This window comes from Pseudomonas beijingensis (assembly GCF_030687295.1).
Lineage (GTDB): Bacteria > Pseudomonadota > Gammaproteobacteria > Pseudomonadales > Pseudomonadaceae > Aquipseudomonas > Aquipseudomonas beijingensis.
The window spans coordinates 3085879-3107200 of sequence record NZ_CP117425.1 but is presented as its reverse complement, the minus strand read 5'-3'; the positions used below and the strand labels follow the sequence as shown (position 1 = coordinate 3107200).

The 21322-nt window shown below is 60.7% G+C and carries 15 protein-coding genes and 1 pseudogene; 6 read left to right on the top strand and 10 right to left on the bottom strand.

What is annotated here, in order from left to right; translation table 11 throughout:
• Position 1 precedes the first annotated feature (1 nt).
• Positions 2-568, top strand: a complete 567-nt coding sequence (locus PSH84_RS14020) for a CsiV family protein (protein WP_305483083.1) — start codon at positions 2-4, stop codon at positions 566-568.
• A gap of 11 nt (positions 569-579) precedes the next feature.
• Complete coding sequence (locus tag PSH84_RS14015) at positions 580-3273, top strand: DEAD/DEAH box helicase (RefSeq protein ID WP_305483082.1); 2694 nt, start codon at positions 580-582, stop codon at positions 3271-3273.
• Positions 3274-4636: 1363 nt separating this feature from the next.
• Here the strand turns inward: PSH84_RS14015 and nagZ are convergent.
• Together nagZ and PSH84_RS14005 are read right to left on the bottom strand one after the other, a co-directional pair.
• Positions 4637-5635, bottom strand: coding sequence for a beta-N-acetylhexosaminidase (gene nagZ / locus PSH84_RS14010; protein WP_305483169.1), 999 nt, complete (start codon positions 5633-5635; stop codon positions 4637-4639).
• A 183-nt stretch (positions 5636-5818) separates the two neighbouring features.
• Positions 5819-6526, bottom strand: a complete 708-nt coding sequence (locus tag PSH84_RS14005) for a TetR/AcrR family transcriptional regulator (protein WP_013692622.1) — start codon at positions 6524-6526, stop codon at positions 5819-5821.
• A 241-nt stretch (positions 6527-6767) separates the two neighbouring features.
• Between PSH84_RS14005 and lexA the strand changes: the two genes are divergently transcribed.
• Together lexA and sulA are read left to right on the top strand one after the other, a co-directional pair.
• Positions 6768-7376 (top strand): transcriptional repressor LexA, encoded by a 609-nt coding sequence (gene lexA / locus PSH84_RS14000; protein ID WP_003199651.1) that lies wholly within the window; start codon positions 6768-6770, stop codon positions 7374-7376.
• Positions 7377-7386: 10 nt separating this feature from the next.
• Entirely contained in the window at positions 7387-7860 is a 474-nt protein-coding gene (gene sulA, locus PSH84_RS13995) for an SOS-induced cell division inhibitor SulA (RefSeq protein WP_122567943.1), read from the top strand.
• A gap of 70 nt (positions 7861-7930) precedes the next feature.
• On the opposite strand, the gene PSH84_RS13990 is transcribed toward sulA, so the two are convergent.
• From PSH84_RS13990 to PSH84_RS13960, 7 genes and pseudogenes are all read right to left on the bottom strand, one after another.
• Positions 7931-8164 (bottom strand): hypothetical protein, encoded by a 234-nt coding sequence (locus tag PSH84_RS13990; RefSeq protein ID WP_122568400.1) that lies wholly within the window; start codon positions 8162-8164, stop codon positions 7931-7933.
• 106 nt (positions 8165-8270) lie between these two features.
• Positions 8271-8795, bottom strand: a complete 525-nt coding sequence (locus tag PSH84_RS13985) for a DUF6586 family protein (RefSeq protein WP_122567942.1) — start codon at positions 8793-8795, stop codon at positions 8271-8273.
• 229 nt (positions 8796-9024) lie between these two features.
• Positions 9025-11638: pseudogene (gene topA / locus PSH84_RS13980) on the bottom strand (type I DNA topoisomerase).
• Between the two features lie 117 nt (positions 11639-11755).
• A complete protein-coding gene (locus tag PSH84_RS13975) occupies positions 11756-11992 on the bottom strand; it encodes a DUF1653 domain-containing protein (RefSeq protein WP_025212748.1) in 237 nt (78 codons plus the stop codon).
• A 109-nt stretch (positions 11993-12101) separates the two neighbouring features.
• The gene (gene fadA / locus PSH84_RS13970) at positions 12102-13277 is read right to left on the bottom strand and encodes an acetyl-CoA C-acyltransferase FadA (protein ID WP_024618393.1); all 1176 of its coding nucleotides are present in this window, start codon (positions 13275-13277) and stop codon (positions 12102-12104) included.
• Between the two features lie 30 nt (positions 13278-13307).
• Positions 13308-15455 (bottom strand): fatty acid oxidation complex subunit alpha FadB, encoded by a 2148-nt coding sequence (gene fadB / locus PSH84_RS13965; RefSeq protein ID WP_305483081.1) that lies wholly within the window; start codon positions 15453-15455, stop codon positions 13308-13310.
• Positions 15456-16054: 599 nt separating this feature from the next.
• Positions 16055-16492, bottom strand: a complete 438-nt coding sequence (locus PSH84_RS13960) for a hypothetical protein (RefSeq protein ID WP_122567939.1) — start codon at positions 16490-16492, stop codon at positions 16055-16057.
• A gap of 103 nt (positions 16493-16595) precedes the next feature.
• Here PSH84_RS13960 and PSH84_RS13955 point away from each other — a divergent pair, with 103 nt between their 5' ends.
• Entirely contained in the window at positions 16596-17036 is a 441-nt protein-coding gene (locus tag PSH84_RS13955) for a universal stress protein (RefSeq protein WP_122567938.1), read from the top strand.
• Between the two features lie 197 nt (positions 17037-17233).
• On the opposite strand, the gene PSH84_RS13950 is transcribed toward PSH84_RS13955, so the two are convergent.
• Entirely contained in the window at positions 17234-19153 is a 1920-nt protein-coding gene (locus tag PSH84_RS13950) for an ATP-binding cassette domain-containing protein (RefSeq protein ID WP_305470369.1), read from the bottom strand.
• A gap of 213 nt (positions 19154-19366) precedes the next feature.
• On the opposite strand from PSH84_RS13950, the gene PSH84_RS13945 reads away from it, so the two are divergent.
• Positions 19367-21295: a transglycosylase SLT domain-containing protein gene (locus PSH84_RS13945; protein ID WP_305470368.1), complete on the top strand. Its 1929-nt coding sequence runs from the start codon at positions 19367-19369 to the stop codon at positions 21293-21295.
• The last annotated feature ends 27 nt before the right edge of the window (positions 21296-21322 follow it).

The window sequence follows — 21322 nt, the reverse complement described above, 5'->3', positions numbered from 1 at the left end:
CATGCGCCTGTTTCGCTCACTGACCTTGTTGTTGACTCTGGTCGCTCCCTTGGCGTTTGCCGATGACCTGTATCAGGTTGAAATGATTCTGGTGCGCCAGAACGCCGAGCCGGCGATTGTCAGCCGCGCCGCGCCGGAAGACTGGGACGCCGGCGCGCAACGCCTGGGCGCGGACAGCCAGCGCACGCCGGCCCTGGGCAACATCGTCGAGAAACTCACCGCCAGCGGCCAATACACGGTATTGATGCACAAGGCCTGGCAACAGCCCCTCGGTGAACAGGGCCGCAAAGTCGCCATCAGCGACGGCGCCGAACAGTTCGGGCAATTCCCCATCGAGGGCACCCTGGAGCTGAAACTGGGCCGTTTCACCGACGTGGATGCCGATTTCTGGATCAACCAGATCGACACCAATGGCCTGGTCACCGCCAGCGAGCGCCTCAAACAGCAGAGCCATACCAAGAATGGCCAACTGAACTTCCTCGACAACGGTCACCTCGGCCTGCTGATCAAGATCACCTCGTTGACCGCGCCCGCGCCAAGGCAGGCACCTGAAGTCATTCCGGACTGATTGGCGCGCCTATGCCCTCGCCCCTGAGCAAACCCCTGGCACCTTCCTGGGTCAATCGATTCAAGGAACAGAGCCTGGAGCGCGGGCGCCGTTACGCGCTGGAAAACCGCGTCAGGATCGTCGAGGCCGGCGACAGCACCATCACCGCCAGTTGCGAAGGCTCTGGCGGTAACGTCTACCGTCAAACCATTCGCCTTAAAGAGTCAGCCAAGGGCACGCTGATTCTGCTCGAAGCCGCGTGCTCGTGTCCGGTGCGCATCAACTGCAAACACTGCGCGGCGGTATTGCTGCAAGTCCAGGAAACCCTGGCCTACCCGGCCGCCGAAAAAGACGCCCACTTGCTGGAGAAACTCCAGTCGGTGCTGGACAACCGCAGCCCCAAGGCCCCGCCCCAAGTGCTGGTGGACAACGTGCAGCCGGTGCCGCGCCTGTGGCTGGCCAGTATCGAGTTCAGTGCCTTCGAGCCACGCAACGGCAAGATGCAGCGCTACATCCAACACCGCGCCGCCCTGTCCTTCAGCTATCTGGACGAGTACGTCAGCGGCCAGCGCAACACCGACGTGTTGATTCGCCAGGAAACCCAGACGTTGCGGATAAAACGCCACACCGATGTGGAGCAGTCCTACCGCGAACAACTACGAATCCTCGGCTTCAAGGTCGCGACCCGACAAAGCAAGGCCCTGCCGGAAAGCGCCGGTGAACTGTACGAAATGGTCAACGACAGTGCCTGGCTGACGTTCACCCTCAACGACCTGCCGAAACTGCGCACCCAGGGCTGGGAATTGCAGATCGACGAGGATTTCGGCTTCGACCTGACGGCGGTGGACGAGTGGTACGCCACGGTGGAGGAAACGCCGGAACGGGACTGGTTCGACCTGGAGCTGGGGATCATCGTCAACGGCGAGCGTCTGAGCCTGCTGCCGATCCTGTTGAACCTGATGCGCTCGCACATCGAATTGTTCAACCCGGAACGCCTGGCCAGGCGCCGGGACGATGAACTGATTCTGGTCAACCTGCCCAACCGCCCGAACTCGGAGTTCGGCCCGCAGCAAGTGGCCCTGCCCTACGGCCGGCTGAAACCGGTGCTGGCGACCCTGGGCGAGTTCTACCTGCAAGAACCCGGCACCACCAAACTGCGCCTCAACAGCGCGGACGCCTTGCGCCTGAACCCGCTGCAGGACATGCCGCTGACCTGGGAAGGCGGCGAACACATTCGCGGCCTGGCCCAGCGCCTGCGGGACATCAAGGATTACACCACCACCGCGCCGGAAGGCCTGAACGCGACGCTGCGGCCTTATCAACTCGAAGGCTTGAGCTGGATGCAATCGCTCAGGCAGCTGGAAGTCGGCGGCATCCTCGCGGATGACATGGGCCTGGGCAAAACCCTACAGACCCTGGCGCACATCCTCAGTGAGAAAAACGCCGGGCGCCTCGATCGCCCGTGCATGGTGGTGATGCCCACCAGCCTGATTCCCAACTGGCTCGACGAGGCAGCTCACTTCACGCCGCAACTCAAGGTACTGGCCCTGTATGGCGCCGGGCGCAAAAAGCATTTCGAACGGCTGGGCGAATACGACCTGGTCCTCACCACCTATGCCCTGCTACCCAAGGATGTCGAGCGCCTGGCCGCACAGCCATTGCACGTGCTGATCCTCGACGAAGCCCAGTACATCAAGAATCCCACCAGCAAAGCCGCCCAGGCCGCCCGGGAACTGAACGCCCGCCAGCGGCTGTGCCTGTCCGGCACGCCCCTGGAAAATCACCTGGGCGAGCTGTGGTCGTTGTTTCACTTCCTGTTGCCGGGCTGGCTCGGGGACGTCAAGAGCTTCAATCGCGATTACCGCGTACCGATCGAAAAACGTGGCAGCGATGTACGACTGCAGCACCTCAACGGTCGGATAAAACCTTTCCTGCTGCGCCGGACCAAGGAGCAAGTGGCGACGGAGTTGCCACCCAAGACCGAAATCATCCATTGGGTCGAGCTCAGCGATGCCCAGCGGGACGTCTACGAAACCATGCGCCTGGCGATGGACAAGAAGGTCCGCGACGAGATCACCCGCAAAGGCGTGGCCCGCAGCCAGATCATCATTCTCGAGGCGCTGCTCAAGCTGCGCCAGGTGTGCTGCGATCTACGTCTGCTCAACGACGCCGCCTTGCCCGCCCGAGGCAGCACGTCGGGCAAGCTCGACAGCCTGATGGAAATGCTCGACGAGCTGTTTGAAGAAGGCCGTCGGGTGCTGCTGTTTTCCCAGTTCACCTCCATGTTGGCGCTGATTGAAGATGAGCTGAAGAAGCGCGGCGTCGAGTACGCGATCCTGACCGGCCAGACCCGGGACCGACGCACGCCCGTCAAGGAATTCCAGAGTGGCAAGCGTCAGATCTTTCTGATCAGCCTGAAGGCCGGGGGTGTAGGCCTGAACCTCACCGAGGCCGACACGGTGATTCACTACGACCCGTGGTGGAACCCGGCCACCGAAAACCAGGCCACCGACCGCGCCTATCGCATCGGCCAGGAAAAACCGGTGTTCGTCTACAAGCTGATTGCCCGAGGCACGGTGGAAGAGAAGATCCAGCTGCTGCAGAAGGAAAAGTCCGACCTCGCAGCCGGCGTGCTGGACGGACGCGTGGCCGGAGATTGGAAATTGCAGAACGACGATATCGAGGCACTGTTCGCGCCGCTGCCGGAAAAGCTGGAAAAGCGCTGACGCTCCTCAATTCTTGTGGGAGCCGAGCTTGCTCGCGATAGCGGTGGTTCAGTTGCTGCAAATGTTGACTGTACCGCCGTCATCGCGAGCAAGCTCGGCTCCCACAGGGGAGTTGCGGCGTTCACATAACCTGATGTCCACCACACTTCCACTGTGGGAGCCGAGCTTGCTCGCGATAGCGGTGGTTCAGCTGGCGCAGATGTTGACTGTGCCGCCGTCATCGCGAGCAAGCTCGCTCCCACAGGGGAGTTGCGGCGTTCACATAACCTGATGTCCACCACACTTCCACTGTGGGAGCGAGCTTGCTCGCGATAGCGGTGGGCCAGTTGCTGCAAATATTGACTGTAACCGTCATCGCGAGCAAGCTCGGCTCCCACAGGGGAGTTGCGGCGTTCACATAACCTGATGTCCACCACACTTCCACTGTGGGAGCGAGCTTGCTCGCGATAGCGGTGGGCCAGTTGCTGCAAATATTGACTGTACCGCCGTCATCGCGAGCAAGCTCGGCTCCCACAGGGGAGTTGCGGCGCTCACAAAACCTGATGTCCACCACACTTCCACTGTGGGAGCGAGCTTGCTCGCGATAGCGGTGGGCCAGTTGCTGCAAATATTGACTGTACCGCCGTCATCGCGAGCAAGCTCGCTCCCACAGGGGAGTTGCGGCGTTCACATAACCTGATGTCCACCACACTTCCACTGTGGGAGCCGAGCTTGCTCGCGATAGCGGTGGTTCAGTTGGCGCAGATGCTGACTGTGCGGCCGTCATCGCGAGCAAGCTCGGCTCCCACAGGGAAGTTGCGGCGTTCACATAACCTGATGTCCACCACAGTTCCACTGTGGGAGCGAGCTTGCTCGCGATAGCGGTGGTTCAGCTGGCGCAGATGTTGACTGTGCCGCCGTCATCGCGAGCAAGCTCGCTCCCACAGGGGAGTTGCGGCGTTCACATAACCTGATGTCCACCACACTTCCACTGTGGGAGCGAGCTTGCTCGCGATAGCGGTGGTTCAGTTGGCGCAGATGTTGGCTGTGCGGCCGTCATCGCGAGCAAGCTCGCTCCCACAGGGAAGTTGCGGCGCTCACATAACCTGATGTCCACCACACTTCCAATGTGGGAGCCGAGCTTGCTCGCGATAGCGGTGGTTCAGCTGGCGCAGATGTTGACTGTGCGGCCGTCATCGCGAGTAAGCTCGCTCCCACAGGGGAGTTGCGGCGTTCACATAACCTGATGTCCACCACACTTCCAATGTGGGAGCCGAGCTTGCTCGCGATAGCGGTGGTTCAGCTGGCGCAGATGTTGACTGTGCGGCCGTCATCGCGAGCAAGCTCGGCTCCCACAGGGAAGTTGCGGCCACACTGCTCAGCGCTAATCAATCAGTTGGGCAGCCCGCAGCGCGCCGAGCGCCGCCAGCCAGCGAGGGTCCTGGCGGTATTCCGTGCACGCGTAGGCCTGGCCGCGCATGCGAGCGATCCGCGCCGAAGGCTTGACCTTCAGGCGCTGGGCGGCGCTCAAGGCCAACTCCGCGGCGGCGCGGTCGTTGCACACCAGGCCCATGTCACAACCCGCCGTCAAAGCGGCCTCGATACGGCTGGCGGCATCCCCCACCACATGGGCGCCGGCCATCGACAGATCATCACTGAAGATCACGCCATCGAATTGCAACTCACCGCGCAGGATGTCCTGCAGCCAGCGTCGGGAAAAGCCGGCTGGATTGGCGTCAACCTGGGGATAAATGACATGAGCCGGCATGACCGCCGCGAGCTGCTTGCTCAGTTGGGCGAACGGCACCAAGTCGTTGGCGCGAATCTGTTCGAGGCTGCGTTCATCGGTCGGAATCGCCACATGGGAATCGGCTTCGGCCCAGCCATGCCCCGGGAAGTGCTTGCCGGTGGCAGTCATCCCGGCAGCGTTCATGCCGCGGATAAAGGCACCGGCCAGCAACGCCGCGCGCTCGGGGTCGCCTTCGAAGGAACGACTGCCGACGACGGCGCTGCGCTGGTAGTCGAGGTCCAGCACCGGGGCAAAACTCAAGTCGAGACCGACCGCCAACACCTCAGTGGCCATGATCCAGCCGCACTGCTCGGCCAGGTATTCGGCATTCGGGTTGTCGGCGATCGCCCGCATCGCCGGCAACCGTACAAACCCCTGGCGCAGCCGCTGAACACGGCCACCTTCCTGGTCCACGGCCAATAGAAGGTCGGGGCGGATGGCGCGAATCGACGCGCTCAACTCTCGCACTTGCCGCGGATGCTCGATATTGCGGGCAAAGATGATCAGGCCGCCTACCTCAGGCTGGCGCAACAGGTGGCGATCTTCGGCCGTCAGCCAGGTACCGGCGACGTCCACCATCAACGAGCCTTGCAGGCCAGCAGTCATAGCATTTCCTTAATAACGATGAACCCGCGCGGTGGCACAGGCATGACCACACCGCCAGGCCCAAAGCCCGGCAGGTCGCGGTCATGCACTAAAGAATGGAACGGGTTCGAAACGAGAGTCGGCATGGGCGGCTAGCTTAGCGGATGTGGGCAGCCGCGCCCACCCGTGCACTCAAGCCTTGGCCAGCGCCGGCGTCGATTTGCTGCGTGGACGCAGTTGCGCGGCCGCCATGGCCTCATCGGTGACGCCGCTTTCGGCACGCATGCCGGCCGCCAGGAACGGCACCATCAAGCGCATCACCTGCTCAATTGACGTGTTCACGCCAAAATCGGTTTCAGCGATGGCCCGCAACGCCTTGATCCCGGACATGCTGAACGCCGCGGCACCGAGCATGAAGTGCACTCGCCAGAACAACTCGATGGGTGGGATGCGCGGTGCGGCTTCGTTGACCAGCAGCATGTAGCGACGGAAAACCTTGCCGTACATGTCTTCCAGGTAACGCCGCAGGTGACCCTGGCTCTGGCTGAAGGCCAGGCCCAGCAGGCGCATGAAAATGGACAGGTCGTTACCGCTACGGGGCTGCACGACGAGGGCTTGCTCGACCAGGATTTCCAGCAGCTCTTCCAGGGTCGGCTTGACGTCAGGCTTGGCCTGGCGCCGCTCCAGCTCGCGATCGAGACTGAGGCAGAAGGGCCCGAGGAACCGCGAGAAAACCGCCTGGATCAGGGCTTTTTTCGAGCCGAAGTGATAGTTCACCGCCGCCAGGTTCACCCCGGCCTTGCTGGTGATCAGACGCAACGAGGTTTCGGCGAAACCTTTTTCCGCGAACAACTGCTCGGCAGCATCGAGAATGCGTTCAACGGTTTCCGACTGGGCCATGGTTACTCCGCCTGACAAACACTTGTTTGAAACATACGTTTCAGCCTAGGGGTTGTCAAGCCTGCCGGGGCGTTTTGCGAACGCTCGGTCACGTATTTAACCACACCTTTTCACAGGGGGTAGCCCTGCCCTATCCAACAACCCGACCGACCGTCCAGCGGCCTGCGTAAAAAGGAGGATTGCCAAGCGGCGGCCACTGTATATAATCCCAGTCACTGTATAAAAAGACAGAGCGATCAATATGCTAAAGCTGACGCCACGCCAAGCAGAGATTCTGGCCTTCATCAAACGCTGCCTCGAAGACAACGGCTACCCGCCGACCCGTGCGGAAATCGCCCAGGAACTGGGTTTCAAGTCGCCCAACGCGGCTGAAGAACACCTCAAGGCGCTGGCGCGCAAGGGTGCGATCGAAATGACCCCGGGCGCATCCCGCGGCATTCGTATCCCCGGCTTCGAAGCCAAGGCCGACGAAACCACCCTGCCGATCATCGGCCGGGTCGCCGCTGGCGCACCGATCCTCGCCCAGCAGCATGTCGAGGAATCCTGCAACATCAACCCTTCGTTCTTTCATCCCAGGGCCGATTACCTGCTTCGGGTACACGGCATGAGCATGAAGGACATCGGTATCTTCGACGGTGACCTCCTGGCCGTCCACACCACCCGCGAAGCCCGCAATGGCCAGATCGTGGTGGCGCGAATCGGCGACGAGGTGACCGTCAAGCGTTTCAAGCGCGACGGCAGCAAGGTCTGGCTCATTGCTGAGAACCCGGAGTTCGCCCCCATCGAAGTGAACCTGAAAGATCAGGACCTGGTCATCGAAGGCTTGAGCGTTGGCGTCATTCGCCGCTAAAGGAGGCTTTATGCAGTTCCCACACACACCACAACACACACAACTTCCGCTGTTCGAGGCATTCATGGCCCAACCGCTGGTTCCAGTCCTGAAAGAGGTCATCGAGTCGCCCTGGGGCGTCGAACCCGAGGCTTTCAGCGAACTGTCGTTACGTGGTGCGGCCGGAAACTGCCTGAACCTGCTGGCGCCGATTCTGCGAGAACTCAGCCAGGACCAGGATGCCCGCTGGTTGACGCTGATCGCCCCACCGGCCAGTGTCACCCAGGCCTGGCTGCGGGACGCCGGCCTGAATCGTGAACGCATCCTGTTGTTGCAACCGCGGGGCACCCAAAGCGCCCAACAGTTGACCTGCGAAGCCTTGCGCCTGGGCCGTAGCCACACCGTGGTCAGTTGGCTCAATCCGCTGACCGCGACGGCACGGCAACAGTTGATCAGCGCCGCCCGCATCGGGGACGCACAAAGCCTGAATATTCGATTGGGCTAAGACAAACGCGGGGCTTCTCCATGATAGAGAAGCCGGACAGTCACACTTTCCAAAAAGCCGACAGACGGGATCAGTGAAGAACCCGCGGCCCCTCTTCCTTGCTGAATTCGCCTTCAACCAGGCGACCTGCCATTTGGACGCCCACGCTCAACATTGCCTTGGCGACTTCGACGTGTTGGCCCTGGAGGAATACCTTGGCATCTTCGGAGAAGTTCAAGGTAACCAGAGAACCCTCGTCCTCGGCCCTGCGCAGCTCGATGCGGCCATCAGGAAGTTCGACAATTTCTAGAAAGGACGTAGGCATAAAAGTCTGTTCTCCACGAAAGGCGAGGATTATATAGTCATCGGCCAGGCTCCGCTCGGGATCTTGACCAAGCGTTATCAACGAACGTAACGGGCCGAGGGGAAACTCAGCACTCGTTCAACCCTTCACGAAAGCGTATCGCCAAGCTCTTGAGGTTCTGGCGCCAGCTCTCCAGCTCCTCCCGGCTCAACTCTTGCTCGGGGTCTTGCTCATCCAGATTGACCGCAACGATTAACGGCTGGGTCACGTCCCCCTTGGGCTTGCGAGGGGCCCGTGGCGGCTCGAACAGCGCCGCATGAGCCGCCAAGAGCTTCGCCAGCCAGGTTTCCGGGTTATGCGCCAGTTCGACCATTTCGGCCAACTCTGGAATAGCGATGGTTTCCAGCACTTCGCGGGTCAACAGCAGCTCGGCCCGCGCGGCATTCGCTTGTGGCAGGCGATAAAAACCGGCGATTTCATGGCACAACCCCAACAACGCACCGTACAGGTGAAACAGTGCGGACTCGCGTCCTGCCTGGAGCAGCGCCGGGGAATTCATCGCACGCCCGTCTTCGGCCCTGGTGAGCGCTTCGAGCGACAGACCGGCGAAATATATTTTCTGATTGGTGCGGGTATAGAGTTCGTGGGCCATGGTGGCATCTCCCCAACGAAATGAAAGCTTCACGCAAGTGCGACAGTGTCGTGGATCAACCGAGGCCACTGCAAGCCAAAAACAAAAGGCCACATGAAAACCTATGGGTTGTCATGCGGCCTTTTGTTCAGTCGGGCCCTGTTGGGGACGGCTGCGCCGCCCAGCGGGAGCAAGCTCTCTCGCCACAGGGAAGCTCGCTTGGCCCCGTATTTTCAAACAGACGCCACAATCAGCGCTTGTCTTCGACCGTCCACTTACCGCCGTCGTAGTAGGCTTTCCAACCCGTCGGCTTGCCGTCGACTTCGGTCTGCACGTATTGCTCCTTGGTCTTGCGGCTGTAGCGAATGACCGCCGGGCGCCCTTCCGGATCCTTCTGCGGTGCTTCACAGAGGAAATGGTACTTCGGATCGATTTCGTCCTTGTGCGGCACGATCTCCATCACCAATGGCGCACGGGTCTCACGGTTTTTCGGGAACTGGCTGGCCGCCAGGAACAGGCCGGAGGCACCGTCGCGCAGGATGTAGGTGTCGTTGACCTTCTCGCATTTGAGCTCAGGCATCTTCACCGGGTCCATCTTCGGCGGCGCCGCGTCACCGCTCTTGAGCAGTTTGCGGGTGTTCTTGCAGGTCGGGTTGGTGCAGCCGAAGAACTTGCCGAAACGGCCGGTCTTGAGCTGCATCTCGCTGCCACACTTGTCGCATTCCAGGCTCGGGCCTTCGTAGCCCTTGATGCGATAAGTGCCCTCTTCAATCTCGTAGCCGGCACAGTCCGGGTTGTTACCGCAGATGTGCAGCTTGCGCTTCTCGTCCAGCAGGTAGGCATCCATCGCCGTGCTGCAGATCGGGCAGCGATGCTTGCCACGCAACACCAGGGATTCCGATTCACCCTCGTCGTCCGCGGCGATTTCGTCGCCCGGCACCAGATTGACCGTCGCCTTGCAGCGCTCCTTGGGTGGCAGGCTGTAGCCCGAGCAACCGAGGAAGACGCCGGTCGAGGCGGTACGGATTTGCATCGGCCGCCCGCAGGTCAGGCACGGAATGTCGGTCATGACCGGCTGGTTGGCGCGCATGCCGCTGTCAGGGCTTTCAGCCACTTCGAGTTTTTTCTTGAAGTCGCCGTAGAACTCGTCGAGAACGTTTTTCCAGTCCCGCTCGCCCTGGGCCACATCGTCGAGGTTCTCTTCCATGCCGGCGGTGAAGCCGTAGTCCATCAGGTTCGAGAAGCTCTCGGACAAACGCTCGGTGACGATATCGCCCATCTTTTCCGAATAGAAACGACGATTGTGCAGCGCCACATAGCCGCGGTCCTGGATGGTGGAAATGATGGCTGCGTAGGTCGAAGGACGACCGATGCCGCGCTTTTCCATTTCCTTGACCAGGCTGGCTTCGGAGTAACGTGCCGGCGGCTTGGTGAAATGCTGGGTCGGATCGAGCTTGATCAGCTTCATCACGTCGCCCTGGGCCATGTCCGGCAAGACGTCGTCATCCCCAGGCTTGGTGATTTGCGGCATGACGCGGGTGTAGCCGTCGAACTTCAGGATGCGGCCCTTGGCGCGCAACTCAAAGTCGCCGGCACCAACGCTGACGGTGGTCGACAGGTATTGCGCCGGCAGCATCTGGCAGGCCAGGAACTGGCGCCAGATCAGCTCGTAGAGACGCTCGGCATCGCGCTCCATGCCCGACAGCTTGCTTGGCTCGGTGTTGGCATCGGACGGACGAATCGCTTCGTGCGCCTCCTGTGCGCCTTCCTTGCTGCTGTAGACGTTCGGCGTGTCCGGCAGGTATTTCTTGCCGAACTCGCTTTCTATATAAGTGCGCGCCATTGCCACGGCATCGACCGAAAGGTTGGTCGAGTCGGTACGCATATAGGTGATGTAGCCGGCTTCGTACAGACGCTGGGCCATCATCATGGTTTTCTTCACGCCAAAGCCCAGACGATTGCTCGCAGCCTGTTGCAGCGTGGAGGTGATGAACGGTGCCGACGGTTTGCTGCTGGTCGGTTTGTCTTCGCGCTTGACGATGCTGTAGCTGGACGCCTTGAGCTTCTCCAGCGCCGCCATGGCCTGGGCTTCGTTGAGCGGCTTGAAGGCTTCGCCCTTCTCGCGGGCCACGTCAAAACGCACGGTCGCGCCCTTGGCAGTGCCGAGGTCCGCGTGGACTTCCCAGTACTCTTCAGGGATGAACGCGCGGATCTCGCGCTCGCGCTCCACCACCAGCTTCACGGCAACCGATTGCACACGCCCGGCCGACAGACCACGGGCGATCTTGGCCCACAGCAGCGGCGAGACCATGTAGCCCACCACGCGGTCGAGGAAGCGACGCGCCTGTTGGGCGTTGACCCGATCGATATCCAGCTCGCCCGGCTGGGAGAAGGCCTCCTGGATGGCCCTTCTTGGTGATTTCGTTGAACACCACGCGCTTGTAACGGCTGTCATCCCCACCAATGGCTTCGCGCAGGTGCCAGGCAATGGCTTCCCCTTCGCGGTCCAAGTCCGTCGCGAGATAGATGGTGTCGGCATCCTTGGCGAGCCGACGCAGCTCTTCGATGACCTTTTCCTTGCCCGGGAGGATCTCGTACTTGGCTTTCCAGCCGTGTTCCGGATCGACCCCCATGCGTGAGACCAGCTGCTTGCGCGCCTTTTCTTTCGGCGACAGCGCCGGCGCTTCACCGGCAGCAGCCTTGCCGCGCTTGGCGGCAGGCTCCTTGCTGGCGCTAGCCGAACCGCTGGTGGGCAGGTCTCGGATATGGCCGATACTCGACTTCACCACGTATTGGTTACCCAGATACTTGTTGATGGTCTTGGCCTTAGCCGGGGATTCCACAATGACCAGCGATTTGCCCATGGATCAGAAAATTCCTGAATTCTAAAAAGTGAAAGGCGGTTGGCGCCTGACGCGGCACCGCTATATATATAGTGGCTGCAAGGTGAGGTCAAGCGCAGGGTTGCCCGCATGCCGGCCTCAAGGCTTGGAAAAAATGCTCTCCTCGGCCTGCACCAAAGCAAAGCGTGGCACCTGTTCGCCGTCAACCTCGACGGACTCCTGGAACATGCTCAAAGGACGCACCCAAAAGCCGTAATCGCCATACAGGGCTTGATAGAAGACCACTTCTTCTTCGGTCTCGGAATGCCGCGCGATGCTGAATACGCGGTACTGCGGACCTTTGTAATGCTGGTAGAGCCCAGGTTGTATCGGCATGCGTGGCACTCACTCAAATTTTTTCAAAATAAAAACAAAATCTTTTTTTTACTAAACCCGAAAAAACAAAAACCGGGGCACTTGGCCCCGGCTTCCATCAACGCAACGCTTAGACGCGTTCGAAGACAGTGGCGATGCCTTGGCCGAGGCCAATGCACATGGTCGACACACCGAAGGTGCCGCCATTCTGCTTCATGACGTTGAGCAGCGTGCCGGAGATACGCGCACCGGAGCAACCGAACGGGTGACCCAAGGCGATGGCGCCGCCGTGCAGGTTAACCTTCTCGTTCATCTTGTCGAGCACTTTCAAATCTTTCAGCACGGGCAGGGCCTGTGCAGCGAAAGCTTCGTTGAGTTCGAAGAAGTCGATATCGGCAATACCCAGGCCTGCGCGCTTCAAGGCTTTCTGCGTGGCCGGTACTGGACCATAGCCCATGATCGCCGGGTCCACACCCGCCACGGCCATCGAACGAATCACCGCCATCGGCTGGATACCCAGGTCCTGGGCACGCTGGGCCGACATCACGATCATGCACGAGGCACCGTCGGTGATCTGCGACGAAGTACCGGCTGTCACGGTGCCGCCCTTCGGATTAAAGGCCGGCTTGAGGGCCGCCAGACTTTCCAGGGTGGTTTCCGGACGAATGGTTTCGTCGTAGTCGAACAGCTTCAGGAAGCCGTTCTCATCGTAGCCCTGCATCGGGATGATCTCATCCTTGAACTTGCCTTCCACAGTCGCCTTGTGAGCGAGCTGGTGGGAGCGCACGCCAAAGGCGTCCTGCTGTTCGCGGGTGATGCCGTGCATCTTGCCGAGCATTTCCGCGGTCAGGCCCATCATGCCCGAGGCTTTTGCCGCGTACAGCGACATGTGCGGGTTCGGATCAACGCCGTGCATCATGCTCACGTGCCCCATGTGCTCGACCCCACCGACCACGAACACATCACCGTTGCCGGTCATGATCGCCTGGGCGGCGGTGTGCAACGCGCTCATGGACGAACCACACAGGCGACTGACGGTCTGGCCGGCCGCGGTGTGAGGAATCTGGGTCATCAGCGAGGCCATGCGGGCAATGTTCCAGCCCTGCTCCAGGGTCTGGTTCACACAGCCCCAGATCACGTCTTCGACTTCGTTGGGGTCGACCTTGACGTTGCGCTCCAGCAGCTTGCTGATCAAGTGCGCCGACATGTCTTCGGCACGGGTGTTGCGGTGCATGCCGCCCTTGGAGCGGCCCATCGGCGTACGACCGAAGTCGACAATCACGACGTCTCTAGGATTCAAGCTCATAAATGTTCTCTCGCTCTAGTCGTTGGGCGCTTAACCGAAGAAACGCTGGCCGTTCTTGGCCATTTCACGCAGCTTCGCGGTCGGGTGGTACAGCGCGCCCAGATCAGCGTACTGGTCAGCCAGGGCAACGAACTCGGCCACACCGATCGAATCGATGTAGCGCAGCGCACCGCCACGGAATGGAGGGAAACCGATACCGTAGACCAGACCCATGTCGGCTTCGGCGGCGGTTTCGACAATGCCATCTTCCAGGCAACGCACGGTTTCGAGGCACAGCGGGATCATCATCCAGTTGATGATGTCCTCGTCGGTGACTTCGCGCTGCTCGTAGACGATCGGCTTGAGCACTTCCAGCACCGACGAGTCGGCGACCTTCTTCTGCTTGCCGCGCTTGTCGGTCTCATAGGCGTAGAAGCCCTTGCCGTTCTTCTGGCCCAGGCGCTTGGCTTCGTAGAGCACGTCGACAGCTGAACGACGGTCGTCCTTCATGCGGTCCGGGAAGCCTTCAGCCATGACGTCGCGACCGTGGTGGCCGGTGTCGATGCCGACCACGTCCATCAGGTACGCCGGGCCCATCGGCCAGCCGAATTTTTCCATGATCTTGTCGATGCGCACAAAGTCCACACCGGCGCTGACCAGCTTGGCGAAACCGCCGAAGTACGGGAACAGCACGCGGTTGACCAAAAAGCCCGGGCAATCGTTGACGACAATCGGGTTCTTGCCCATTTTCTTGGCGTAGGCGACGGTGGTGGCAACGGCCAGTTCACTGGACTTCTCGCCACGGATCACTTCCACCAGTGGCATCATGTGCACCGGGTTGAAGAAGTGCATGCCGACGAAGTTTTCCGGACGCTTGAGGGCCTTGGCCAGCAGCGAAATGGAGATGGTCGAGGTGTTCGAGGCGAGGATGGTGTCCTCTTTGACCTTGTCTTCGACTTCGGCCAGTACCGCCTGCTTGACCTTCGGGTTCTCGACAACCGCTTCGACCACCAGGTCGACATGGCCGAAATCGCCATAGGACAGGGTCGGACGAATGCCATTGAGCACTTCGGCCATCTTCGCGGCGGTCATGCGACCTTTGTCGACACGACCCACCAGCAGCTTGGCGGCTTCGGCCAGGCCCTGCTCGATCCCGTGCTCGTTGATGTCTTTCATCAGGATCGGCGTGCCTTTGGACGCCGACTGGTAGGCGATGCCGCCGCCCATGATGCCGGCGCCGAGCACGGCGGCCTGCTTCACGTCACGGGCGATTTCGTCGTAGGCCTTGGCCTTTTTCTTCAGTTCCTGGTCGTTGAGGAACAGACCGATCAGGCTTTGCGCGGCCGAGGTCTTCGCCAGTTTGACGAAGCCAGCGGCCTCGACTTCCAAGGCCTTGTCGCGACCGAAGTTCGCGGCTTTCTGGATGGTCTTGATCGCTTCGACCGGCGCCGGGTAGTTCGGGCCTGCTTGACCTGCCACGAAACCCTTGGCGGTTTCGAAGGCCATCATTTGTTCAATAGCGTTGAGCTTGAGCTTTTCCAGCTTCGGCTGGCGCTTGGCCTTGTAGTCGAACTCGCCGCTGATGGCGCGCTTGAGGGTTTCAAGGGCCGCTTCCTGGAGCTTGCCAGGTTCGACCACGGCATCCACGGCACCGACTTTCAGCGCGTCTTCGGCACGGTTTTCCTTGCCAGCGGCAATCCACTCGATGGCGTTGTCCGCACCGATCAGGCGCGGCAGGCGCACGGTGCCACCGAAGCCCGGGTAGATGCCCAGCTTGACTTCCGGCAGGCCGATCTTGGCCGTGGTGGCCATGACGCGGTAATCCGCCGCCAGGCACATTTCCAGGCCGCCACCCAGGGCGATGCCGTTGATGGCCGCGACGGTCGGTACGTTGAGGTCTTCGAAGTCGCTGAAAATACGGTTGGCTTCGAGGTTGCCAGCGATCAGTTCGGCATCGGGCAGCTTGAAGTTATCGACGAATTCGGTGATGTCGGCACCGACGATGAACACGTCCTTGCCGCTGCTGACGATCACACCCTTGATCGAAGCATCTGCCTTGATAGTGTCTACGGCCTGACGCAATTCATTCAGGGTTAGACGGTTGAACTTGTTGACGGACTCACCCTTGAGGTCGAATTTCAGTTCGACGATGCCACTTTCAAGAGCCTTAACCGTGATGGCTTTACCTTCGTAAATCATCAACTGATCTCCACGATATGGAAGCTGAACAGTACACGTTGGACGCTGACCGCAGGTGTGGCACTGACGTTATCGTCGATGCTACGCCAATCCGCCAGGCACACCCGTCAACGCGATAGTCGGGGTCTGTAGGAGCCGTCTGAAAATACAAACGCTCAATTCATACGCCCGTTTGATTTGGGTACGTCACCTTCACGGAATTTCCGACAATTGTCAATCGCCCTAAACACAGGCGTGAACGCGACTTCACGGTCATTTCCGTACCCTACGGATCCGCAACACGGCGCCGCATGAGCAGCCATTCATAGAATCAATCATTAGAAAAATCGCCCTAATTCCAGACAGACCGGATCCAGCCGGCTACGCTGTCGGGAGTGCGATTGAGATTTGCGGAACGAAGGGCGTTGCGAACGCACGCCCTGACACGAGATGGATTACCGGCCTGCCTGGCCAACCCGCCCGATGAGACTGTCGGGCTTTTTTATGCCTGTAGGAGCTGCCGAAGGCTGCGATCTTTTGATCTTTCGCTTGAGATTCAAGTGTCTGGGGAAAGATCGCAGCCTCGCTTCGCTCGACAGCTCCTACGTGGCTAAAGTCGCTCAGGCGAGTGCCTTGAGCGTGCTGGCAATGTCCTGCAAAACAGTGGCTTCGCCCTTTTCACCCCAATACAAGGCGATCATTTGCCCGTCGGCTTCAACTTTGTAGACGTTGGCCGGCAATTTTTCGAAATGATTGAGCAGGGACTCATCCAGACAAACTTCCCGCCACTGATTGACCCAAACGCCCGGCGCAGTTTGCCAGTAGCTCCAACAGGCTGGCTGACTGCCGCGCCGAGGCCGATAGTACTGGGCGCAGGGGTTTGGCGGCTGTTGGCCGAGCCAGTGCGGCCACTCCTGCGGCGCCAGTTGCATGGCCAGGCCCAGGCGTCGCGCTTCCATGCGCAGGGCCATGCGACCACTCTGTACACGGGACGGACGCAACCATGCCAATGGACTTAACACCACCAACAGGATTGACAGCACTATCCAGACCGTCATATTCGTACTCCCCGATTCTGATGAGCCCATTGACCCAGGTCGCCGTCAATGCGCTTGAAACCAGCCATACTTACCGTATCGCAATTCTCTGGAGTGCTCTTCCATGTACTACAAACACGTTCTGGTCGCCGTTGACCTCACTGAAGAATGCGATCCGGTCGTCAAGCGCGCCCTCGCCCTTTGCGAAGGCCGAGACACCCAGCTGTCGCTGGTGCATATCGTCGAACCGATGGCTATGGCCTTCGGCGGCGACGTGCCGATGGACCTTTCCCAGTTGCAGCAGCAGCAATTCGACCAGGCCAAGGAACGCCTTGACCGACTGATCGTGAAATACCCGGCCCTGAAGAAGGAGTTCAGCCACCTGACCTACGGCCAGCCGCGCCAGGAGATCCATCACCTGGCCAAGGAACAGGGTTGCGACCTGATTGTCGTCGGCAGCCATGGTCGCCACGGCCTGGCGCTGCTGCTGGGCTCGACCGCCAACGATGTGCTGCATGGCGCGCCTTGCGATGTGCTGGCGGTGCATCTGGTCAAGCGCGCATAACCCCATTCCCCTGTGGGAGCGAGTCTGTGGGAGTAAAGCTTGCTCGCGATGAAGGCCTCCCGGTCTGTCGAATGACCGCGTTATCGTTCATCGCGAGCAAGCTTTACTCCCACAGGCTGCCCACTACAGGGGAATAGCGTTTCAAGTAAAAATCCCGGCGTTCATTGCTGAAATCCGGGATTTTTCTCAACAGCGGATCAAGCGTCCAGTTCAGCCCAACGCTCGACCAGCGCGTCCAGCTCGGCCTGCAACTGCTCCAGGTGCGCGATGACCTTGGCGGTTTCGGCCGCTGGTCGCTGGTAGAACCCGGTGTCGGCCATTTCGGCCTCGACCGCTGCGATCTGCTGCTCCTTCGCGTCGATATCACCCGGCAACGCTTCCAGCTCGCGCTGCAGCTTGTAGCTGAGTTTCTTCTTCGCCGGGGCCGGGGCTGCTGCGGCGGCAACCGGGGCTGGCTCGGCTTTGACCACCGCCGAGTTCAGGTCAGCCTTGCCGGACTTGCTCTCGGTTACGCCCAGAAGACGCGGCGAGCCTCCCTGGCGCAGCCAGTCCTGATAACCACCAACGTATTCACGAACCAGGCCTTCGCCTTCGAACACCAGGGTGCTGGTGACCACGTTGTCAAGGAATGCCCGGTCGTGACTGACCATCAGCACGGTGCCATTGAAGGTCAGCAGCACCTCTTCCAGCAATTCCAGGGTTTCCACGTCCAGGTCGTTGGTCGGTTCGTCGAGCACCAGCAGGTTCGCCGGCTTGCTGAACAACTTGGCCAGCAACAGACGGGCGCGCTCACCACCCGACAGCGCCTTGACCGGCGTACGGGCACGCTGAGGACTGAACAGGAAGTCACCGAGGTAGCTCAACACATGGCGGCTCTGACCATCGATGTCGATGAAATCGCGACCCTCGGCCACGTTGTCGATCACCGTCTTTTCCAAGTCCAACTGATGGCGCAACTGGTCGAAGTAGGCGACATCGATCTTCGTGCCCTCCTCCACCTTGCCATTGGTCGGTACCAGGCCGCCGAGCATCAGCTTGAGCAAGGTGGTCTTGCCGGTGCCGTTGGCGCCCAGCAGGCCGATGCGATCGCCGCGCTGCAGCACCATGGAAAAGTCCTTGATCAGGAACGGACCGCCCGGGTGCGCGAAACTCACGTTCTCAAGCACCATTACCTGCTTGCCGGACTTATCAGCGGTATCCAACTGAATGTTGGCCTTGCCAGTGCGCTCGCGACGTTCGCTGCGCTCCATGCGCAAGGCCTTGAGCGCGCGCACACGGCCTTCATTGCGGGTGCGACGCGCCTTGATACCCTGGCGAATCCAGACCTCTTCCTGGGCCAGCTTCTTGTCGAACAACGCGTTGGCGGTTTCTTCCGCCGCCAGCGCCGCTTCCTTGTGCACCAGGAAGCTGGCGTAGTCGCCGTTCCAGTCGATCAGGCCGCCGCGGTCCAGTTCAAGGATGCGCGTCGCCAGGTTTTGCAGGAAGGAACGGTCGTGGGTGATGAACAGCACCGCCCCCTGGAAGTCTTTCAGGGCTTCTTCAAGCCAGGCGATGGCGCCGATGTCCAGGTGGTTGGTTGGCTCGTCGAGCAGCAGCAAGTCCGGCTCTGACACCAGGGCCTGGGCCAGCAGGACGCGGCGACGCCAACCGCCGGACAACTCGGCGAGGGTCTTGTCGGCCGGCAGTTGCAGGCGGCTCAGGGTGCTGTCGACCAGTTGCTGAAGGCGCCAGCCGTCACGGGCCTCAAGGTCGTGCTGCACATGCATCAACTTGTCCAGGTCGGCATCGGTGACGATGTTCTGGCTCAAATGGTGATACTCGGCCAACAGCGCGCCGACACCGTCCAGGCCTTCGGCAACCACGTCGAACACGGTCCGCTCGTCGGCCACCGGCAGTTCCTGGGGCAATTCGCCGATTTTCAGGCCTGGCGCACGCCAGACCGAGCCGTCGTCGGGCTTTTGATCGCCCTTGACCAGCTTCATCATGCTGGACTTGCCAGTGCCGTTGCGGCCGATGATGCACACCCGCTCACCACGGGCGATCTGCCAGGACACCTTGTCCAACAACGGCATAGCGCCGAAAGCAAGGGACACATCGCTGAATTTGAGCAGGGTCATGAGCTTCTCCAAAAACCGGGCGCGCATTCTACCTGAGATGAGCCCTCAAGGGTCCGCCAATTTCGCCACTGAAGCACTCTGCCCAACAAATGTTGCGAACTTGCACCGACAGCCCTGCAAAGCTTTCGCCGGCTGCTGGCAAAAGGCTAAGCTACAGGCAGTTACCCTGGGTTAACCCTTGGGCTTGTCATGTTTTTTCTGCCCGGATGTCTCATGCGCAGTCGCCTTTTCAGTGTTTTATCGTGTCTTTTTGTATGTGCCACTGCCGTTCAATCTGCTCAGGCGGTGGATATTTCCACTCAGCGCCAGTATTACAACGAGGCCAAGCGTGCCTTGGCCAAGGGTGATTCCGGCCCTTACTTTCGCTACAGCCAGGCCCTGCGCGATTACCCGCTGGAGCCGTACCTGGCCTACGACGAATTGACCGCTCGCCTCAAGAGCGCCAGCAACGCCGAAATCGAGAAATTCCTCGCCGAGCACGGTGACCTGCCCCAGGCCAACTGGATGAAGCTGCGCTGGCTGCGTTGGCTGACCGAGCGCGGCGATTGGGGGACCTTCGTCAAGTATTACGACCCCAAGCTCAATTTCACCGAACTGGACTGCCTCAACGCTCAGTACCAGCTTAGCCACGGCCTGAAGGCCGAAGGATACGCCAACACCGAAAAGCTGTGGCTCACCGGCAAGTCCCAGCCCCAGGCGTGCGACGCATTGTTCGGCCTGTGGGCATCCCAGGGCCAGTTGACCGAGCAGAAACGTTGGGAGCGCGCCAAACTGGCCGCCCAGGCGCGTAATTACCCGCTGGCCAACAGCCTGGTCAGCGGCCTGACCACCCTCGCTCCCCGTGGCCAGTTGCTGGTGGACGTGGCGCAAAAGCCCGAATTGCTCAACCAGCCCTCGCGCTTCAGTCCGGCCGATGAACCGATGTCCGATATCGTCAGCCTCGGCCTGCGTCGCCTGGCCCGCCAGGACCCGGAAAAAGCCATGGCATTGCTGGATGGCTACGCCAGCACCATGCATTTTTCCCGGGATGAAAAAGTCGCGATCGCCCGAGAGATCGGTCTGACCCTGGCCAAGCGCTTCGACAGCCGCGCCCTGGACGTGATGACGAAATACGACCCGGAATTGCGCGATGACACTGTTTCGGAATGGCGCTTGCGCCTGCTCCTGCGCCTCGCTCGTTGGGACGATGCCTACCAACTGACCCGCCGCCTGCCCGAGTCATTGGCCAGCACCAACCGCTGGCGGTACTGGCAAGCCCGCACGCTGGAGCTGGCGCAGCCGCAGAACCCAGAAGCCCTGACGCTCTACAAGCACCTGGCCCGTGAGCGGGATTTCTATGGCTTCCTGGCCGCCGACCGTTCCCAGTCGCCGTACTCGCTCGTCAACAAGCCGTTGGTGATGAGCCAGGCGCTGATCAACAAGGTTCGCAACACGCCCGGAATACGCCGGGCACTGGAATTCCATGCCCGAGGGGACATCGTCGACGGACGCCGCGAGTGGTATCACGTCAGCCGTCATTTCAACCGGGACGAAATGGTCGCCCAGGCCAAACTGGCCTACGACCTGAAATGGTATTTCCCGGCCATTCGCACCATCAGCCAGGCCAAATACTGGGACGACCTGGACATCCGCTTCCCGATGGCTCACCGCGACACCCTGGTGCGCGAAGCCAAGGTCCGTGGCCTGCATTCAAGCTGGGTGTTCGCCATTACCCGCCAGGAAAGCGCCTTCATGGATGACGCCCGCTCCAGCGTCGGCGCCGCCGGCCTGATGCAACTGATGCCTGGCACCGCCAAGGAAACCGCGCGCAAGTTCAGCATTCCCCTGGCCTCCCCCCAACAAGTGTTGAACCCGGACAAGAACATCCAGTTGGGCGCGGCCTACCTGAGCCAGGTTCATAGTCAGTTCAACGGCAACCGCGTCCTCGCCTCGGCGGCCTACAACGCCGGCCCCGGTCGCGTGCGCCAGTGGCTGCGCGGCGCCGACCACCTGAGTTTCGACGTCTGGGTCGAGAGCATCCCGTTCGACGAAACCCGCCAATACGTGCAGAACGTGTTGTCATACTCGGTGATCTACGGCCAGAAACTCAACTCGCCGCAACCGCTGGTGGATTGGCATGAGCGCTATTTCGATGATCAGTGAGTGAAAAATGCCTATGTGGGAGCAATA